This window comes from Corallococcus exiguus (assembly GCF_009909105.1).
Taxonomy (GTDB): Bacteria; Myxococcota; Myxococcia; order Myxococcales; family Myxococcaceae; genus Corallococcus; species Corallococcus exiguus.
In genome coordinates this window covers 1-18,141 of the sequence record NZ_JAAAPK010000010.1, presented here as the reverse complement: position 1 = coordinate 18,141, position 18,141 = coordinate 1, and the positions used below count along the sequence as shown (strand labels likewise).

The window sequence follows — 18,141 nt, the reverse complement described above, 5'->3', positions numbered from 1 at the left end:
CGTCAGTCCAGGCCCACCTGCGCCATGAAGTCCACGCTCTTGAGCTTGCGGCCCACGTGGTGCGCGATGAAGACGTTGAGCAGGCCACGAGCCCGCGCACGGAGGTCCGCGGGCAGCGGCGTGCGTTGACCCTCCTGGAGCGAGCGCAGGCCGGCCAGCAGCGCCACCGGCACCGGCACCGAGTCACGCGCGCGTCCGCCACACGGCTCGCACACCGCGCCACCGTGGCCCTGGTCGAACCGGGGCCGCTCGCCGGGCTGACCGCCACACAGCGAGCAGGAGTCGAACCGGGGCATCAACCCCGCCTGCGCCAGCGCGGCCAGCTCGAACGCGAGCAACGACGTGGGCCCGGCCTCCTTCGCGTCCAGCCGGTGCATGTAGCCCTCCACCAGCTCGAACAGCTCCGGGTGCGGTTCGTGTTCGCGCGTGAGCTCGCGGCACAGTTCCACCGCGTACAGCGCCCGGGCGATGAGCGACAGGTCCTCGCGCGCGGCGTAGAAGCCCGTGACGATGTCCGCCGAATCGATCCGCACCGTACTTCCGCGCGTCTCCACCAGCTGCACGCGCAGCCGCATGAACGGCTCCAGCGCCCCCGCGAACCGGCGCTTGCTCTTGCGTGCGCCCGCGGCGAACGCGGTCAGCTTGCCGTGCTCGCGCGTGAGCAGCGTCACCAGCCGGTCGGACTCACCGTAGTCCACCGTGGACAGCACGAACGCGTCGTCGGCGTACCGCTCCATGATCCCTCGTCAACGCGCCGCGGGAGGCGGAAGCTTCCCGGACAGCACCAGGAACAACCCCGCGCCCAGGAGCACGACCGCCAGGAGGATGGCCAGGATGACGTACGCCCGCTTGCGACGCGCCTTCTCGAGCTGCGCCGGAGAAGGAGCGGGCACCGCCCGGTCCACCTCCTCGTAGCGCAGCGCCGCTTCCTCCGGCGACAGGCCGATGACCTGCGCGTACGCGCGGATGTAGTTCAGCACGAACACGCGCTCGGGCAGCCGCTCCACCTGCCCCGCCTCCAGCGCCGCGACGAGGCTGGGGGGAATCTTCGTCTCCCGGGAGACGTCCTCGCGCGACATGCCGCGAAGCTCGCGCTGCTGGCTGAGGTATTTGCCGAAGTCGACGTGGTCCACGGTCTTTCGGGGCCCCCGCGGCTAGAGGTGGTCCAGCAGTGAGCGGCAATCGTCCTTGAGCACCTGCTCGTTGGACTGGGCCTTGGCCTCGCAGCCCGCGAACGCCTTCTTCGCCTCCTCCACCCGCCCGAGCTTCGCCTGGCACACGCCTTCGCGCTGGTAGGCCTCCGCCACTTCGGGGCACTTCTCACGGTAGTGGGCGAACTGCCGGCACGCCTCCTCCGTCTTGCCCGTCTCGTCGTAGATGATGCCCAGGTTCTTGTAGCCCAGGCAGAAGTCCGGGTTGGTGGTGATGGCGGCCTTGATGTTCTGCACCGCGTTCGCCGTGTCGCCCTTCTTGTAGAGCGCCCAACCCAGGTTCCCCTGCGCGGAGTAGCCGTGGCGGTACTGCATGTCGTTGAGCGACTCCTCGTACAGCTTGATGGCGTCGTCGTAGCGGCCCTGATCCAGGCGCAGGTTGCCCAGGTTGGTGCGCGCGTCGGAGAAGGACGGCCGCAGCGTCAGCGCCTTCTCGTAGTGGGCCGAAGCCTCGTCGAGCCGCCGGAAGGACAGGTGCAGCAGCAGGCCCACCGCGTTGTGGGCCTCCGGGTTGCCCGGGTTCAGCTCCAGCGCCTTCTGGTACTCCGCGAGCGCGTCCTGCACATGGCCGTGCTGCTGCGCCTGCACGCCCAGGTCGTAGTGGATCTCCGAGCCCTGGCGCTCCTTCTCCGTGGGGACGTGCGCACAGCCCGCCGACGCGAGCGCGAACGCTAGGAAGCAGGAGGAAGTGATGCGGAACATGGGTGCCAATCCAGGGTGGGGGTTCAGAACGCGGCCAGGAAGCGGCCCAGGGTGGTGGCGACGTTGCGCTTCTCTTCGGCGCGGGCCTTCACGGCGGGCACGAGCGTGGGCTCCCGGAAGAACACGGGCAGCGTCTTCAGCCACTCGTCCTGCTGCGCGGGGGTCGCGGCACGCCAGTTCGCGTTGTCCATCATGAAGCCCAGCGACTCCACGAACGCGAGCGCGTCGTCCTCGTCCTCCCGCAGCTCATCCGCGGACTGGATGCGCCGGCCGGACACGTACACCGCGCAGTCCCCCGCCTCCACGAGGTACAGGTACACGAAGACGCCCGCGCCCTGCCCGCCGCGCAGCCCCACCACGAAGGCCTGCGCGGGCCCGGCCTGCTTGCCGGGGATGGCCACGTGCGGCGTGTTGAGGGCCAGGTGCAGCGCCAGCACCTGGTCGCGGTTGGCGGGAAGGCCCCGGTAGCGCTCGTCGATGGTGAACACCGTCGTCTCCCTTCCCGCGCACCCTAACGGGTGGTGAGCGTGAACTCCTCGGTCGCGTCCTGCACGTCCGCAGCCGTCTTCTGGAAGCGGATGAGGGGCGTGTCAATCATCACGTTGCCGCCGCCCTCGTTCCCCTCGCCGATGATCACCTTGAAGACGTTCCCGGGCGACGTGCTGCGGCGGCTGCCCCCAGCCTGCTTGCGGGCAATCAGCGTCACCGCGTTCGCGCCGGGACGCAACTGGCTGGTGATGTCCACCACCACCTGGTCCTCGTTGTTGCGCAAACGGCGCAGCCAGCGCGAGTTCACGTACACGTCGATGTCGAAGTCCGTCATGCCCGGCGTCGTCTGCTCCGTCACCAGCCAGTAGCGCTGGGTGATGCGCCCCGGTGAGGCCGAGGGAGCAGCGGGTGCGGCCGGCGCGGGGACCTGCGCGACGACGCCCGCGTCCAGGGGAGCGGCGGCCGGAGGCGTGGCGGTGGAAGGCGTCGCGGGCGGCGTGGGCGTCGCGGGCGTGGGCGTCACGGTCGTCACGCGGGCGGCGTACCCCGGCGCGTCGATGTAGATGTTCCCTTCCGCGTCGATGCGGACGGTGGCTTTCTCGAAGCGCGTGTTCGTCACCCCGTCGATCTTCACGCCGTTCAGGAAGACCGAACCGGCCAGGGCCAGCATGGGGACGAGCGAGGCCACGACGGTGATGGCAATACGGGCGGACGGACGGGGCATGGGGGGCATTCCTCCTGGGAATCCTCAACAGTCCCGGGAGCTTGCGAACGACTTAGCGCACCCGGGGGAGCGGAACAAGGCGGCGACGACCCTCCTTGGAGCGCTCCGCCGCGCCGAACATTCACCCGGGGGCCCGTCTTCCAGTCCGGCCCCGAAGACCGTCAGGGCGCCGCGGTCGGAGTCTCGTCAGGCGCCGGTGGCGGAGGCTCGCGCTGCGCGAGCGCCCAGTCCCCGCCCAGGCCATGGCCCTCGCGGAAGCGGCGGAAGTCGCGCCGCACGGCCCGGGGGTAGCGGCGGAACTTCTCCAGCTCTCCGGCCTTCATGGCATCCCGGATGCGCGTGGGGCCCGCGTTGTAGGCCATCAGCGCCAGGTCCAGGTCTCCGCCGAAGCGGCCCTGCAGGTTGCGCAGGTAGCGGATGCCCAGGCGCACGCAGACGGCGGGATCGGCGACCACCTCCTCGCGCGACAGCCTCAGGCCCTCCTTCTCCGCCAGGAAGTGCAGCGTGCTGGGCTTGATCTGCATCAGGCCCCGAGCGCCCTTCTCGGAGACGGACTCCTCCTCGAAGTCGGACTCCACGTCGATGAGGGCCAGCACCAGCAGCGGATCATACCCCGTGCGGCGCGACTCCTCGTCGATGGCCTGCCCCAGCCGCCGGCGCAGCGTGAGCCCCAGGTCCGGGGCGCGCTTGGCCAGCACGGCGTCGATGAGGGCCGCCTCCTCGGAGACGGCCTCCTGCGCCACCATCTCGGGGACCACGGGTTGGGAGGTGGGCTCCTCCAGGAGGGGCACCACCCGAGCGGACACCACGAGCGCCACGCCCGCGAGCAGCGGGAGCCGGGAGCACCCGCTGCTCAGGGCATGCAGCCCCGCGAAGAACCGCGTTCCCAACGACCTGCCGCCCGAGGCGGCGGGTCCACTCACTTGCGGTGCTCCAGGGCCTGGATGCGTTCGTTCAGACGCTCCAGGCGGGCACCGAATGCCTGCAACTCCTCGCGGCGCGGCAGCTTCAGGAGGATCAGGGCCGTGCGGACCCGCTCCTCCACGTTGTGCTCCAGGTCCTTGCGGTGCCCCGTCAGCCGGTCCGCGAACTCACGGGCCTGGCGCTTCACCTCGTCCTGGCTCCAGCCCGCGACGGACGCCACGCGCTGCACTGCGCGGGAAGCCTCCTCCTCCGCCGTGTTCACCGCCAGGAGCGCCTGGCTCCAGATCCGTTCGAATGCCTCCGCCACGGAGGTCTTCTCTCGGGGGGCCTCGGTGTTGGTGTCCATGAAGTCTCTCCGGGAGTTACCCCGGGCTCCTTCCGCGGAAGGAACCCTGGGCATTCAAAGGGGTTTGCGACCTAAGCACACCCCATGGGTGATGAAAACGCTGCTCAGGCCCGCGGAGAAGACGCCGCGCCGCCCGAATTCTTGGTCGTCCGGTGGGCACGACGGGTGGGCTTCAGGAGCACATCCAGCTTCTTCGACAGGCGGCTCAGCTCTCGGGTGATCTGCTCCACCTGGGACTGGCTGGCAACTCCCACCGCCTCCACGACCTTCGTCTGGAGCCCGTCCAGCCGCTTGCGCAGCTCCCCGCTCGCGGCGTCCACCTTCTTGCTCAACTCCTGCACGCGAGGGTCGGCGCGCAGCTCACCAGCCTGGACCTTCGTCCACAGGGTCTGGACCTCCTTCGCCGCCACCTGGCCCCGCGTCTCCAGCGCACGGAAGGCCTTGTTCGCCTCCCCTTCCAGGCCCTGGAACCGCTTCTGCGCCTCGGAGAACCGCCCCTTCAGGTAGGCCTCCACGTTCTGCGTCACGCCCGTCTTTTCGTCAGCCTTCGCACTCGTCGTCGCCATGTCGCGCTCCCCCCCGGGTGTTCCGGGTCTCACAACGTGATGCGTCAAAATAACGCACCGCGACATACTGTCAAGCGAACAGGCAGTGGAGTGTGCAAAACGAGAAAGCCGCCGCCCCGGTATGACACCAGGACGGCGGCTGACTCACGAAGCGTCAGGGACGCTTCTTACGGAAGCACTAGGCGACGTCGGTGGACCGGGTGTCCGGCCGCGACGGCGGAGGGGCCAGCGGGCCGGTGTCGCCGTGGGTGGCGGCCAGGGCGGCCTCCATCTCGTTGACCTCGTCCGTGGGGCTCTCCACCTCGATGTCGAGGTGCTTGTAGTTCGGCAGGCCCGTGCCGGCGGGGATGAGCCGGCCCATGATGACGTTCTCCTTGAGGCCGCGCAGGTAGTCCACCTTGCCGTTGATGGCGGCCTCGGTGAGCACCTTCGTGGTCTCCTGGAACGACGCCGAGGAGATGAACGACTCGGTGGAGAGCGACGCCTTGGTGATGCCGAGCAGCAGGGGCTCGCCCACGGCCGGGCGCTTCCCTTCGGACATGACCTTCTCGTTCTCCTCCTCGAACACCCACTTCTCGACCTGCTCGTCGACCAGGAAGTTGGTGTCGCCCACGTCCGTGACGCGCACCCGGCGCAGCATCTGCCGGACGATCGTCTCGATGTGCTTGTCGTTGATCTTCACGCCCTGCAGTCGGTAGACCTCCTGCACTTCGTCCACCAGGTAGCGCGCGAGTTCCTTCTCGCCCAGCACCTTGAGGATGTCGTGCGGGTTGGCCGCGCCGTCCATCATCGCCTCGCCGGCCTTCACGCGGTCGCCGGAGTGGACGTTGATGCTCTTGCCCTTGGAGATCAGGTACTCCTTGGCCAGGTCCGCGCGCTGCTCGCCGCCCACCTCGGGGGTGATGATGAGCTTGCGCTTGCCCTTGGTGTCCTTGCCGAAGGACACCACGCCGTCGATCTCCGCGATCGCCGCCGCATCCTTGGGCTTGCGCGCCTCGAAGAGCTCGGCCACGCGGGGCAGACCGCCCGTGATGTCCTTGGTCTTCGTGGTCTCGCGCGGCACCTTGGCGATGACCTCGCCCGCGGAGATCTCATCCTGGTCGTTGACCGTGATGATCGCGCCCTGGGGCAGGAAGTAGCTCGCCTGGTTCTTGGAGGACGGCAGGTCCTTCACGTTGCCGGCCGCGTCGCGGATGGTGACGCGCGGGCGCGCCTCCGGGTCCTTGGACTCGATGACCGTCTTGCGCGACAGGCCCGTCACCTCGTCGAGCGTCTCGGACATCGTCACGCCTTCGATGATGTCCTCGTAGCGCACGACACCGCCCACTTCCGTGAGCAGCGGGATGGCGAACGGGTCCCACTCGGCCACCAGCACGCCCGGCTCCAGCTTCTGGCCTTCCTTCACCAGGATGCGGGCGCCGTAGATGATCTGGTAGCGCTCGCGCTCGCGGCCCGACTCGTCGACGACGACGATCTCGCCGTTGCGGTTCATGGCCACCAGCGTGCCGTCCGCCTTCTGCACCGTGTTCAGGCCCGCGAACTTCACGGAGCCCGCGTAGCGGTTCTCAAGGCTGGACTGTTCCGCGCGACGGGTCGCCGCACCACCGATGTGGAAGGTGCGCATCGTGAGCTGCGTACCCGGCTCACCGATGGACTGCGCCGCGATGACGCCCACGGCCTCGCCCACGGACACCTTGCGGCCACGCGCCAGGTCACGGCCGTAGCATTCCACGCAGATGCCGCGCTTGGCCTGGCACGTGAGCACCGAGCGGATCTTCACCTTGTCCAGACCGCTGTTCTCGATGCGGCGGACGCGCTCCTCGTCGATCTCCTCGTTGGCGCGCACCAGCACCTCGCCCGTCACCGGGTCGAGGATGTCGTCCAGGGCCACGCGGCCCAGGATGCGCTCACCCAGCGGCTCGATGATCTCGCCGCCCTCGACCAGGGCGCCGATGAACAGACCGTCCATGGTGCCGCAGTCGTACTCGTTGATGATGGCGTCCTGCGCCACGTCCACGAGACGGCGGGTGAGGTAACCGGAGTTGGCCGTCTTGAGCGCCGTGTCCGCCAGACCCTTACGGGCGCCGTGCGTGGAGATGAAGTACTGGAGCACGGAGAGGCCTTCACGGAAGTTGGCCGTGATGGGCGTCTCGATGATTTCGCCGGAGGGCTTCGCCATCAGGCCGCGCATACCCGCCAGCTGGCGGATCTGCTGGGCGCTGCCGCGGGCGCCGGAGTCGGCCATGATGTAGATGGGGTTGAACGACGGCTGCTTGCGCGTGATGCGCTTGCCGTCCACGTCCCCGGAAGCCTCGTCCTGGGAGATCTGCTGCATCATCTCCTGGGCGACCTTCTCGGTGATCTCCGCCCAGATATCGATGACCTTGTTGTAGCGCTCACCGTCGGTGATGAGGCCTTCCAGGTACTGGTTCTCGATCTCCGCCACTTCCTTGCGCGCGTAGTCCAGGAACTCCTGCTTCTTCGCAGGGATGATCATGTCCTTGAGCGCGATGGAGATACCGGCGCGGGTCGCGTGGAAGTAGCCCGCGCTGCGGATGCGGTCCGCCAGCAGCACCGTCTCCTTCTCGCCCGTGAGGCGGTAGCAGAGGTCGATGAGGTTACCGAGCGACTTCTTGTCGAGCACCTTGTTGATGGCGTCGAAGCCCACGCGGCGCGGAACGACTTCCCACAGCAGCACGCGGCCGACCGTGGTCTCCTTGCGCTTGCCGTCGATGCGGCACACCACCTTGGCCTGCAGGTGGACCTCACCGTGGTCGTACGCGGCGCGCACCTCGTCCGGCGACGCGAACACGCGGCCTTCGCCGTTGGCGAACTCGCGGGCGCGCGTCATGTAGTAGATGCCGAGCACCATGTCCTGCGTCGGGACGATGATGGGCTTGCCGTTCGCGGGGCTGAGGATGTTGTTCGTCGACATCATCAGCACGCGCGCTTCCATCTGAGCCTCGATGGACAGCGGCACGTGCACGGCCATCTGGTCGCCGTCGAAGTCCGCGTTGAACGCGGCGCACACCAGCGGGTGCAGCTGGATGGCCTTGCCTTCGATGAGCACGGGCTCGAAGGCCTGCATGCCCAGGCGGTGCAGCGTGGGGGCGCGGTTGAGGAGCACCGGGTGCTCGCGGATCACGTCCTCGAGGATGTCCCAGACCTCCGGACGCTCCTTCTCCACCATCTTCTTCGCCGACTTGATGGTGGTGACGTAGCCCTTCTCTTCAAGCTTGTTGTAGATGAACGGCTTGAAGAGCTCGAGCGCCATGATCTTCGGCAGGCCGCACTGGTGCAGGCGCAGCTCGGGACCGACGACGATGACGGAGCGGCCCGAGTAGTCCACGCGCTTGCCGAGCAGGTTCTGACGGAACCGGCCCTGCTTGCCCTTGAGCATGTCGGACAGCGACTTCAGCGGCCGCTTGTTCGGGCCGGTGATGGTCTTGCCGCGGCGGCCGTTGTCGAACAGCGCGTCCACGGCCTCCTGGAGCATCCGCTTCTCGTTGCGGATGATGATGTCCGGCGCGTTCAGTTCCTGGAGCCGCTTGAGGCGGTTGTTCCGGTTGATGACGCGGCGGTACAGGTCGTTGAGGTCGGAGGTCGCGAAGCGGCCGCCGTCCAGGGGCACCAGCGGACGCAGGTCGGGCGGGATGACCGGGATGACGTCCAGCATCATCCACTCCGGCTTGTTGCCGGAGACACGGAACGCTTCCGCCACCTTCAGGCGCTTGGCGTACTTCTTCCGCTTCGCCTCGCTGGTGGTCTCGCGCATGTCCTTGCGCAGTTCCTCGGACAGCTTCTCCACGTCCAGGGACTTGAGCATCTCGCGGACGGCCTCGCCGCCCATGCCCGCGGAGAACGAGTCCTCACCGTGCTCCTGGAAGAGCCGGTGCATCTTCTCCTCGGAGATCAGCTCGCCCTTCTGGAGCGGCGTCGCCTTGGGGTCGATGACCATGTAGCTCTCGCAGTACAGCACCTTCTCCATCTCCTTGAGGGTGATGTCGAGCAGGTTGCCGATGCGGCTGGGCAGCGACTTGAGGAACCAGATGTGGGCCACGGGCGTGGCCAGCGTGATGTGTCCCAGGCGCTCACGGCGCACCTTGGACTGAATCACCTCCACACCGCACTTCTCGCACACGACGCCACGGTGCTTCATGCGCTTGTACTTGCCGCAGTTGCACTCGTAGTCCTTCACCGGCCCGAAGATGCGGGCGCAGAACAGGCCGTCCCGCTCCGGCTTGAAGGTGCGGTAGTTGATCGTCTCCGGCTTCTTCACCTCGCCGTGCGACCACTGACGGATCTTGTCGGGCGACGCCAGCGCGATGCGGATGGCGTTGAACGACAGCGGGTCCTTCGGCTTCTCGAAGAAGTTGAAAATGTCCTTCACGTTGCCTCCGAAAACTTATGAGCGCTCAAGGCGCCAAACGTTTCGGGCCCCCGCCCTGCGCCCGGCCAGCCGCTCCCTCCAAGAGGAAGCAGCCAGCCGGTCAGGCGGGCGCACCGGCTACTTTGAAAAGGCCTAGGCCTCGGTCCCGGACTTCCGGTCCTCGCCGTCGCCGCCACCCAGGAAGTCACCGCCGAAGCTGCGCTGCCGCTCCGGGGGCGCGCTCTCCAGCAGCTCCACGTCCAGGGCCAGCGACTGGAGCTCCTTGAGGAGCACGTTGAACGACTCGGGCAGGCCGGACTCCAGGACGTTGTCGCCCTTGACGATCGCCTCGTACATGCGCGTGCGGCCCACCACGTCGTCCGACTTGACCGTGAGGAACTCCTGCAGCGTGTACGCCGCGCCGTAGGCCTCCATCGCCCAGACTTCCATCTCGCCCAGACGCTGACCGCCGAACTGGGCCTTGCCGCCCAGGGGCTGCTGCGTGACGAGCGAGTAGGGCCCGATGGAACGGGCGTGGATCTTCTCGTCCACCAGGTGGTGCAGCTTGAGCATGTACATCACGCCCACGGTGACGTTCTGGTCGAACGGCTCACCCGTGCGGCCGTCGAAGAGCACCATCTGACCGGAGCGCGGCAGCCGGCCCTCGTCGAAGAGGGCGTGCAGCTCCGTCTCGCGAGCGCCGTCGAACACCGGCGTCGCCACGTGGATGCCCTTCTTCAGGCGGCGGCAGAGGTCCTGGACCTCCTGGTCGGACAGGCCGTCCACGAAGTCGCCGAAGGCCTTGTCGTCGTAGACGGTCTTCAGCTGCTTCTTGAGCTGCTCGCCGCTGAAGTTCTCTTCGATGTAGCGCTGCAGCTGCTCGCCCACGCCCTTCGCGGCCCAGCCCAGGTGGACCTCGAGGATCTGCCCGATGTTCATGCGGCTGGGAACGCCGAGCGGGTTGAGGACGATGTCCACCGGACGGCCATCCTCCAGGTACGGCATGTCCTCCTCGGGGAGGACGCGGGACACGACGCCCTTGTTGCCGTGGCGGCCGGCCATCTTGTCGCCCACCGCCAGCTTGCGCTTGATGGCGACGTACACCTTCACCATCTTGATGACGCCCGGGGGGAGCTCGTCGCCCTTCTTGATGCGGGCGATCTTCTCGCCGAAGGCCAGCTTCACGGCCTCCTTCGTCTCCTCCAGGCTGCGCAGGATGTCGCGCAGGCGCGCGTCCAGCGGGTCGCCCACGGAGATCTCGCCCCAGTACTTGTACGGCACCGTGGCCAGCAGCTCGTCGTTGAGGATGTCCCCCTTCTTCAGGAGGATCTTCCCCTTGTCGTCCACGAGCTTGCCCTGGACCTCCTTGCCGCGGACCAGCCCGCGGAGGCGGCTGTACGCGGAGTCCTGGAGGACCTTGATCTCGTCGTTCTGGTCCTTGAGGAGCTTCGCCTCCTCCATGGACTCGATCTGCTTGGCGCGCTCGTCCTTCTCCACGCCCTTGCGGCTGAACACCTTGGCGTTGATGACGGTGCCGACAACGCCCGGGGGCACGCGCAGCGAGCTGTCGCGCACGTCGCCGGCCTTCTCACCGAAGATGGCGCGCAGCAGCTTCTCTTCCGGGGAGAGCTGGGTCTCGCCCTTCGGAGTGATCTTGCCCACCAGCACGTCGCCGGGCTTCACCTCGGCGCCGATGCGGATGATGCCGCTCTCGTCCAGGTCCTTGAGGGCTTCCTCACCCACGTTCGGGATGTCGCGGGTGATCTCCTCCTTGCCCAGCTTGGTGTCGCGCGCGATGCACTCGAACTCCTCGATGTGGATGGACGTGAAGACGTCCTCCTTGAGGATGCGCTCGCTGAGCAGGATGGAGTCTTCGAAGTTGTAGCCCTGCCACGGCATGAACGCGACGACGATGTTCTGTCCCAGCGCCAGCTCACCGGTCTCGGTGGCCGGGCCGTCCGCGATCACGTCGCCCTTCTTCACCCGGTCACCCTTGCGGATGATGGGCTTCTGGTTGAGGCACGTGTTCTGGTTGGAGCGCTGGTACTTGAGCAGGTTGTAGATGTCCACTTCGCTGGACACGTCGCTCAGGGCCGCGTTGGAGTCCGCCTTCACCACGATGCGGCCGGCGTCCACCGACTCCACGACGCCGTCACGGCGGGCCACGCACGTCACGCCCGAGTCGCGCGCGACGATGGCCTCGATGCCCGTACCCACGAGCGGCGCGGACGTGCGCAGCAGCGGCACGGCCTGGCGCTGCATGTTGGAGCCCATGAGCGCGCGGTTCGCGTCGTCGTTCTCCAGGAACGGGATGAGGGAGGCGGCCACCGACACCAGCTGGTTCGGGGACACGTCCATCAGGTCCACGTCCTCGGCCTTGACCTGGACGAACTCGCCGCTGCGGCGGCTCTGCACCAGCTCGTTGACGAACTTGCCCTTCTTGTCCGTCTCCGCGTTCGCCTGGGCGATGGTGTGCTTCTCCTCCTCGAGCGCCGAGTAGAAGGCCACGTCCCCCGTCACGCTGCCCGCGTCCACCTTGCGGTACGGCGTCTCCACGAAGCCGAACTCGTTGACGCGCGCGTAGGTCGACAGCGACGCGATGAGGCCGATGTTCGGGCCTTCCGGCGTCTCGATGGGGCAGATGCGGCCGTAGTGCGTCGGGTGCACGTCGCGGACTTCGAAGCCCGCGCGCTCACGCGTGAGGCCGCCAGGCCCAAGGGCCGACAGACGGCGCTTGTGCGTGACTTCCGAGAGCGGGTTCGTCTGGTCCATGAACTGCGACAGCTGGCTGGACCCGAAGAACTCCTTGATCACCGCCGTCACCGGCTTGGCGTTGATCAGGTCGTGCGGCATGAGCGTCTCGATCTCCTGGAGGCTCATGCGCTCCTTGATCGCGCGCTCCATGCGGACGAGGCCGATGCGGTACTGGTTCTCCAGGAGCTCGCCCACCGCGCGGACGCGGCGGTTGCCCAGGTGGTCGATGTCGTCGATCGTCCCCTTGCCGTTCTTCAGGTCGATCAGGTAGCGGATGACCTCTAGGATGTCGCGCTTGGTCAGGATCTGACCGTCGAGGGGCTCCTCGAGGCTGAACTTGAAGTTCAGCTTGAGGCGGCCGACCTTGGACAGGTCGTAGCGCTCCGGGTTGAAGAACAGGTTGCTGAACAGGTTCGTCGCCGTCTCCGGCGTCGGGGGATCACCCGGGCGCAGACGCCGGTAGATCTCCATGATCGCCTGCTCGGGCGACTCGATCTTGTCCAGCATCAACGTCTCACGCAGGTACGGACCCACGTTGAGGTTGTCGATGAAGAGGACCTTGAACTCCTTGATTTCGCGCTTGAGGAGCTCGTCCACCTTCTCCTGCGAGACCTCCTCGTTGCACTCGAGGATGACCTCACCGGTGTTCTCGTCCACCACGTCGTAGGCGGACACCTTGGTGAAGAGCTCGTCCGCGTCGATGGGCAGCTTGGTCATCTTCGCCGCCTCAAGCTTCTTGATGGCGGCGCGCGTGAACTTGCGGTTCTTCTTGACGATCAACTCACCGGACTTGGTCTTGATGTCGCGCGTGGCGCGCTGACCCGGCAGGAGTTCCAGCTCGACGGACTTCTCGAAGTCCGCGGCGCTCTGCAGGTAGATGGTCTCGGTGGCGTAGTAGTAGTTGAGGATCTCCTCGGTCGAACCCTTGAAGTCGAGCGGGTTCTTCTTCGCCGTGTCACCGACGGCGCCCAGGGCGCGGATGAGCACGGTGGCCGGCAGCTTGCGGCGCCGGTCGATGCGCACGTACAGCAGGTCCTTGTGGTCGAACTCGAAGTCGATCCACGAGCCGCGGTACGGGATGATGCGGGCGTTGTAGAGCAGCTTGCCCGACGAGTGGCTCTTGCCCTTGTCGTGGTCGAAGAACGCACCCGGGCTGCGGTGCAGCTGGCTCACCACGACACGCTCGGTGCCGTTGATGATGAACGTACCGTTCTGGGTCATCAGCGGGATTTCGCCGAAGTAGACCTCTTGCTCCTTCACGTCGCGGATGGACTGGGCGCCGGTCTCCTCGTCCTTGTCCCAGACGACCAGGCGCACGACGACCTTGATAGGCGCCGAGTAGGTCATTCCACGCTGGTGGCACTCATCGACGTCGTACTTCGGCTTCTCCAGGTGATAGCTGACAAACTCCAGCGAGGAGGTCTCGTTGAAGTCCCGGATCGGGAAGACGGACTTGAAGACACCCTGAAGGCCAAGATCCTCACGCTTCTCCGGGGCGATGTCGGCCTGGAGGAACTTCTCGTAGGATTGCTTCTGGATGTTGATGAGATTGGGAATGTCGATGATCTTCGCGATTTTGGCGAAGGTCTTCCGCACGCGGAAATTGTTCTGGATCTGCGTCGGCATTCGGTCTCCGGGGACGGCTGCTCGGGCGGGGCAAACTTCAGTAACGCGCGGCGGCGCCGGGAAATTTGGCAAATGTCAAATGGGCAAAGCCGGCGCCCCAGCATAGGGAGCGCCGGCCTGCTCATCCGATCAGGCGGCTACCCGGGATTTCCCGGAAGAACAGGGTAGCCCCTGCACAGAACTACTTGATCTCGACGGTGGCGCCAGCGGCGACGAGCTGGTCCTTGATCTTCTTGGCGTCGTCCTTGTTGACGCTTTCCTTGACCGTCTTGGGCGCGCCCTCGACCAGGTCCTTGGCCTCCTTCAGGCCCAGGCCGGTGATGGCGCGGATCTCCTTGATGACGTTGATCTTGTTGGCGCCGGCGTTCGCCAGCACCACGTTGAACTCCGTCTTCTCCTCAACAGGAGCGGCGGCGGCGGCGGGGCCCGCGGAGGCAACGGCCACGGCGGCGGCGGAAACGCCCCACTTGTTCTCCAGCATCTTCACGAGCTCGCCCGCCTCGAGGACGGTGAGCTTCGAGAGTTCTTCAGCAATCGCGTTCAAATCGGCCATGGAACTGTTCCTTCTGGTTGACTAACGGCCGGCGACCCATTTGGGCGGCTCGGCCGAAGAGGTTGCGGTAGAAAAACTTCTCGGGACGATTACTGACCCTGCGCCTTGTCCGCGTGCGCTTGGATGACGCGCGCGAGCTGCGACCCGGGGGCCGCGATGGTCCGGACCAGCTTGCCTGCAGGCTGGTTGAGCATGCCGAGCAACATCCCGCGCAGCTCATTGAGGCCCGGCAGCTTCGCCAGTGCCTTCACGCCGTTGGCGTCGACCTTTTTACCGGCGACGACGGCGCTACGGACCTTGATGGTCTCCATGTCCTTGATGAAATCCATCAGGATCTTCGCAGGAGCCACCTCGTCGTCGTAGCTGATGCACAGCGCCACGGGACCCGTGAAGTCATCAGAAATCGCGGAGACGGTCGTACCCTGAGCGGCACGGCGCGCCAGCGTGTTCTTGATGACCTTGTACTCGACCTTGCCCTCGCGGAACTTGCGACGCAGCTTGGTGACGGTCTCGACGTTCACCTTGGAGGACTCCACGAGCACCGCGGTCTTGGTCCGCGCAAACTTCTCGTGAAGGTCCTTGATCATCTCTTCCTTCTCGCTCTTCAGCACCTTGACTCACCTCCTTCATGGCCCGACCTGACGGTCGGGCGTGATGCCTGGGCCAAAGTGGCAGAGCGAGAGAGGAGCCTCCGAGAGGCACCACACCGCACCTCCAGTCTCGGCAGGGCTGACCTTGCGGTCGTTTGAACCAGGAGCGGATAGACGGCCCGACCGGTTGCCCGGTTCCCAACGGACGCGTCTTCTCCAATCCAGGTCCCTGCTGTCATGAACCAGGTCGGAACGCCGCGTCTCTCGACATGGCGCCCCAATTGCAAAAGCCGGGGGCCTATACCCCCGGCTTTCGCAAAGATCCAGCACTTTCTAACGGACCGACGTTCGCGGGCGACAGGATTGACGCTCCCCGTCAGGGAGCGCACCCTTCCCTGCCCGTTCTGGCACCCGCGATTAGCGGTGACGCGCCAGGATTTCCGTGGTGTCGAGCTTGATGCCCGGCCCCATGGTCGTCGAGATGGCGATGCCCTGCAGGTACACGCCCTTGGCGGTGGCCGGCTTGAGCTTCATCACCAGGTCCACCAGCGCGTTGAAGTTCGCCTCGAGCTTGTCTGCGGGGAAGGAGGCCTTGCCCATCTTCGCGTGGACGATGCCCGCCTTCTCAGCGCGGAAGTCGACCTTACCGCCCTTGGAGTCGCGGATGGCCTTGGCGACGTCCATGGTCACCGTGCCGACCTTCGGGTTCGGCATGAGGCCACGGGGACCGAGCACCTTACCGAGGCGGCCGACGATGCCCATCATGTCCGGCGTCGCGATGACGGTGTCGAAGTCGAGGAAGCCCTCCTCGATGCGCTTCTGGAGGTCCTCGGCGCCGACAATGTCCGCGCCTGCGTTGGTGGCCTCGGTGGCGCGCTCGCCCTTGGCGAACACGGCCACGCGCACGGTGGCGCCGGTGCCGTGCGGGAGCACCACGGCGCCACGGACCATCTGGTCCGCGTGCTTCGGGTCCACGCCCAGGTTGATGGCGACGTCGACCGTCTGGTCGTACTTGGTCGCGCGGGTATCCACCGTCTTCTTCAGCAGCGCGAAGCCCTCGGCGACGGCGTAGCGCTTGTTGCGGTCCACCAGCTCGTTGGACGCGCGGAACTTCTTTCCATTGGTAGCCATGGCAGGAATCCTTGAGATGTAGGGCGGGCTAACCGACGACGTCGATGCCCATGGAGCGCGCGGTGCCGGCAATGGTGTTCATGCAGGCTTCGAGGGACGCGGCGGTGGTGTCCTGGATCTTCTTGTTGGCGATCTCCTCGAGCTGCTTGCGAGTGATCTGCCCCACCTTCTCCTTGCCCGGCTTCTTCGCGCCCGAACCCTTCTTCTTCTCCGTGTGGAGACCCGCGGCCTTCTTGATGAGGATGGCGGCGGGAGGGGTCTTCAGGATGAAGGTGAAGGAGCGGTCCTGATACACGGTGATGATCACCGGGATGATCAGACCCTCCTTGGCCTCCGCCTGCGTCTTGGCGTTGAACTGCTTGCAGAACTCCATGATGTTCACGCCCTGCTGACCGAGCGCGGGACCAATCGGCGGGGCGGGGTTCGCCTTGCCGGCGGGAATCTGCAACTTGACCTGACCTGTGACCTTCTTCATCGGCGGACTGCTGCCTTTCGAGAGGGTGGTTCCAACGGGCCGCCAGACGGGGCGACCCTCCCACCCGTTGATCCGCGCCCGTCACCCGGGCGCGGAAGACTTGTGAAACTAGCCGGTGGTCTTCTCCACCTGCATGAAGTCGAGCTCCACGGGGGTCGCACGGCCGAAGATGCTGACGAGCACGCGCACGCGGCCCTTCTCCGGGTTGACCTCTTCCACGGTGCCATTGAAGTTGGCGAACGGACCGTCGATGACGCGCACCGTGTCGCTGGTCTCGAACTGGACCTTGGGCTTGGCCTTGTGGGCGCCCTCGGTGACCTGCGCGGTGAGACGCTCGACCTCGCGGTCCGACATGGGCCGGGGCTGCTCGTTCTGACCGACGCCCGGGAACCCCGTCACCTTGGAGGTGTTCTTCACCAGGTGGACGGTGGTGTCGCTGAGCTCCATCTGGACGAAGATGTAGCCCGGAAACAGCTTGCGGCGGGTGGTCTTCTTCTCGCCGTTCACCATCTCCACGACCTGCTCCATGGGGATGAGGATCTCACCAATCAGATCCTGGTCCTGCAGGCCCTTGAGGCGCACCTGCTCTTCCAGGTTCTTCTTCGCCTGGTTCTCGTAGTTCGAGTAGGTCTGGACCGTGAACCATTTCTTCGCCATTACAGCTTCCCCCACAGGGCAGGCAGCCACTCCACCATCAAGTTGTAGGCGACGGTGTCGATGCAGAAGAGCAGAACGGCCGCCACCAGCGAGGCGACGACCACGGCCATGGTCGACGCGCGAGTCTCCGACCAGGTAGGCCAGGTGACCTTCATCAACTCGGACGCCACGTCGATGGAGAGGGTGTGCGTGCGGGGGTGAAAGTAGGCCGCCAGCACCAGGGCGAGGGCGACCACGTAGCCCACCAGCGTCGACACACGCCAGCCGAGGCCTTCGAAGAGCTCCACGTCGCTCCAGCCGAACCGGCTCCAGAGCAACCCGAAGACGTGCTCCAGGAAGAGGGCCAGGACGATGCCGGTGACGAGATAGAAGATGACCACGAGCCGCTTGGGGTCGATGCCCGAGCGGTTAGCCTGCTGGCTGGCCTCAGATGCCGTCGCCATGGTGCCTCACGAGGGAGTGCGGAAGCGGGACTGCGAAAAGGCAGGGACCCCCGGCACCGCTCGGTACCGGGGGTCCCTGTACTGAAGCTGGCAGGCCAGGAGGGATTCGAACCCCCAACACGCGGATTTGGAGACCGCTGCTCTACCGTTGGAGCTACTGGCCTAAACCTTCATGGAAACCGACGACCTAGACCTTGCCTTCCTTGTGGTCCGTGTGCTTGCGGCAGCGAGGGCAAAACTTGCTCAGCTCAAGCTTGTCCTGGCTCTTCCGCTTGTTCTTCGTGGTCGTGTAGTTCCGCTCTTTGCACGTGGTGCACTCGAGCGAGATGATGGAGCGATTACCCTTAGGCATGGTTCATTTCACCAGATGCGAGAAGGGAAGGCTACAAAAGCAGCCCTCCCCTCCGCAACTCAGTGCCCGTGAAAGCCGGTCGGCGGGAAGCCGACTAGGCGATGATCTCCGCAACGACGCCGGCGCCCACCGTACGGCCACCCTCGCGAACGGCGAACCGGAGCTCCTTCTCCATCGCGACCGGGGTGATGAGCTCCACCTCGATGGCGATGTTGTCGCCCGGCATGAC

The 18,141-nt window shown here is 66.2% G+C and carries 18 protein-coding genes and 1 tRNA gene; all 19 read right to left on the bottom strand.

Annotation, left to right across the window (positions count from 1 at the left end; genetic code table 11):
* Positions 1–2: 2 nt before the first annotated feature.
* Complete coding sequence (recO, locus tag GTZ93_RS30980) at positions 3–737, bottom strand: DNA repair protein RecO (RefSeq protein ID WP_120577871.1); 735 nt, start codon at positions 735–737, stop codon at positions 3–5.
* A gap of 9 nt (positions 738–746) precedes the next feature.
* Positions 747–1,133, bottom strand: coding sequence for a helix-turn-helix domain-containing protein (locus GTZ93_RS30975; protein WP_120596202.1), 387 nt, complete (start codon positions 1,131–1,133; stop codon positions 747–749).
* Positions 1,134–1,154: 21 nt separating this feature from the next.
* Entirely contained in the window at positions 1,155–1,913 is a 759-nt protein-coding gene (gene tgl / locus GTZ93_RS30970) for a social motility TPR repeat lipoprotein Tgl (protein WP_120577869.1), read from the bottom strand.
* A gap of 23 nt (positions 1,914–1,936) precedes the next feature.
* Positions 1,937–2,401: a social motility and stimulation tgl protein gene (locus GTZ93_RS30965; RefSeq protein WP_139917378.1), complete on the bottom strand. Its 465-nt coding sequence runs from the start codon at positions 2,399–2,401 to the stop codon at positions 1,937–1,939.
* A 23-nt stretch (positions 2,402–2,424) separates the two neighbouring features.
* Positions 2,425–3,126 carry a hypothetical protein gene (locus GTZ93_RS30960; RefSeq protein WP_139917376.1) on the bottom strand — a complete coding sequence of 234 codons (702 nt, stop codon included), beginning with the start codon at positions 3,124–3,126 and terminating at the stop codon, positions 2,425–2,427.
* A 161-nt stretch (positions 3,127–3,287) separates the two neighbouring features.
* Positions 3,288–4,049 carry a lytic transglycosylase domain-containing protein gene (locus GTZ93_RS30955; RefSeq protein ID WP_139917375.1) on the bottom strand — a complete coding sequence of 254 codons (762 nt, stop codon included), beginning with the start codon at positions 4,047–4,049 and terminating at the stop codon, positions 3,288–3,290.
* Complete coding sequence (locus GTZ93_RS30950; protein WP_120596206.1) at positions 4,046–4,396, bottom strand: phasin family protein; 351 nt, start codon at positions 4,394–4,396, stop codon at positions 4,046–4,048. Before GTZ93_RS30950 ends, GTZ93_RS30955 begins: the two co-directional genes overlap by 4 nt.
* Before the next feature lie 104 nt (positions 4,397–4,500).
* Complete coding sequence (locus tag GTZ93_RS30945; protein WP_120577865.1) at positions 4,501–4,962, bottom strand: hypothetical protein; 462 nt, start codon at positions 4,960–4,962, stop codon at positions 4,501–4,503.
* Between the two features lie 178 nt (positions 4,963–5,140).
* A complete protein-coding gene (gene rpoC, locus GTZ93_RS30940) occupies positions 5,141–9,352 on the bottom strand; it encodes a DNA-directed RNA polymerase subunit beta' (RefSeq protein WP_120577864.1) in 4,212 nt (1,403 codons plus the stop codon).
* 132 nt (positions 9,353–9,484) lie between these two features.
* Entirely contained in the window at positions 9,485–13,711 is a 4,227-nt protein-coding gene (gene rpoB / locus GTZ93_RS30935) for a DNA-directed RNA polymerase subunit beta (protein WP_120577863.1), read from the bottom strand.
* A gap of 181 nt (positions 13,712–13,892) precedes the next feature.
* The gene (gene rplL, locus GTZ93_RS30930; RefSeq protein ID WP_120577862.1) at positions 13,893–14,264 is read right to left on the bottom strand and encodes a 50S ribosomal protein L7/L12; all 372 of its coding nucleotides are present in this window, start codon (positions 14,262–14,264) and stop codon (positions 13,893–13,895) included.
* 89 nt (positions 14,265–14,353) lie between these two features.
* Positions 14,354–14,875: a 50S ribosomal protein L10 gene (rplJ, locus tag GTZ93_RS30925; protein ID WP_120577861.1), complete on the bottom strand. Its 522-nt coding sequence runs from the start codon at positions 14,873–14,875 to the stop codon at positions 14,354–14,356.
* 396 nt (positions 14,876–15,271) lie between these two features.
* Positions 15,272–15,985, bottom strand: coding sequence for a 50S ribosomal protein L1 (gene rplA / locus GTZ93_RS30920; protein ID WP_120577860.1), 714 nt, complete (start codon positions 15,983–15,985; stop codon positions 15,272–15,274).
* A gap of 28 nt (positions 15,986–16,013) precedes the next feature.
* Positions 16,014–16,460, bottom strand: coding sequence for a 50S ribosomal protein L11 (gene rplK / locus GTZ93_RS30915; RefSeq protein WP_120577859.1), 447 nt, complete (start codon positions 16,458–16,460; stop codon positions 16,014–16,016).
* Positions 16,461–16,568: 108 nt separating this feature from the next.
* Complete coding sequence (gene nusG / locus GTZ93_RS30910; RefSeq protein ID WP_014397772.1) at positions 16,569–17,117, bottom strand: transcription termination/antitermination protein NusG; 549 nt, start codon at positions 17,115–17,117, stop codon at positions 16,569–16,571.
* Positions 17,117–17,560, bottom strand: a complete 444-nt coding sequence (gene secE / locus GTZ93_RS30905; protein ID WP_120577858.1) for a preprotein translocase subunit SecE — start codon at positions 17,558–17,560, stop codon at positions 17,117–17,119. Before secE ends, nusG begins: the two co-directional genes overlap by 1 nt.
* An 88-nt stretch (positions 17,561–17,648) precedes the next feature.
* Positions 17,649–17,724 (bottom strand) — tRNA-Trp (locus GTZ93_RS30900).
* Positions 17,725–17,747: 23 nt separating this feature from the next.
* A complete protein-coding gene (gene rpmG, locus GTZ93_RS30895) occupies positions 17,748–17,912 on the bottom strand; it encodes a 50S ribosomal protein L33 (RefSeq protein ID WP_002617522.1) in 165 nt (54 codons plus the stop codon).
* A 94-nt stretch (positions 17,913–18,006) separates the two neighbouring features.
* A partial coding sequence (locus GTZ93_RS30890) for an EF-Tu C-terminal domain-related protein (protein WP_455423666.1) occupies positions 18,007–18,141 on the bottom strand: 135 nt, incomplete at its 5' end.

What these genes read in the sequence shown, in the direction of transcription:
- nusG (WP_014397772.1), bottom strand. Translation starts at nt 17,117, where the DNA reads ATGGCGAAGAAATGGTTCACGGTCCAGACCTACTCGAACTACGAGAAC.
- rpoB (WP_120577863.1), bottom strand. Translation starts at nt 13,711, where the DNA reads ATGCCGACGCAGATCCAGAACAATTTCCGCGTGCGGAAGACCTTCGCC.
- tgl (WP_120577869.1), bottom strand. Translation starts at nt 1,913, where the DNA reads ATGTTCCGCATCACTTCCTCCTGCTTCCTAGCGTTCGCGCTCGCGTCG.
- GTZ93_RS30950 (WP_120596206.1), bottom strand. Translation starts at nt 4,396, where the DNA reads ATGGACACCAACACCGAGGCCCCCCGAGAGAAGACCTCCGTGGCGGAG.
- rplK (WP_120577859.1), bottom strand. Translation starts at nt 16,460, where the DNA reads ATGAAGAAGGTCACAGGTCAGGTCAAGTTGCAGATTCCCGCCGGCAAG.
- secE (WP_120577858.1), bottom strand. Translation starts at nt 17,560, where the DNA reads ATGGCGACGGCATCTGAGGCCAGCCAGCAGGCTAACCGCTCGGGCATC.
- recO (WP_120577871.1), bottom strand. Translation starts at nt 737, where the DNA reads ATGGAGCGGTACGCCGACGACGCGTTCGTGCTGTCCACGGTGGACTAC.
- GTZ93_RS30945 (WP_120577865.1), bottom strand. Translation starts at nt 4,962, where the DNA reads ATGGCGACGACGAGTGCGAAGGCTGACGAAAAGACGGGCGTGACGCAG.
- GTZ93_RS30960 (WP_139917376.1), bottom strand. Translation starts at nt 3,126, where the DNA reads ATGCCCCGTCCGTCCGCCCGTATTGCCATCACCGTCGTGGCCTCGCTC.
- rpmG (WP_002617522.1), bottom strand. Translation starts at nt 17,912, where the DNA reads ATGCCTAAGGGTAATCGCTCCATCATCTCGCTCGAGTGCACCACGTGC.
- rplA (WP_120577860.1), bottom strand. Translation starts at nt 15,985, where the DNA reads ATGGCTACCAATGGAAAGAAGTTCCGCGCGTCCAACGAGCTGGTGGAC.
- rplL (WP_120577862.1), bottom strand. Translation starts at nt 14,264, where the DNA reads ATGGCCGATTTGAACGCGATTGCTGAAGAACTCTCGAAGCTCACCGTC.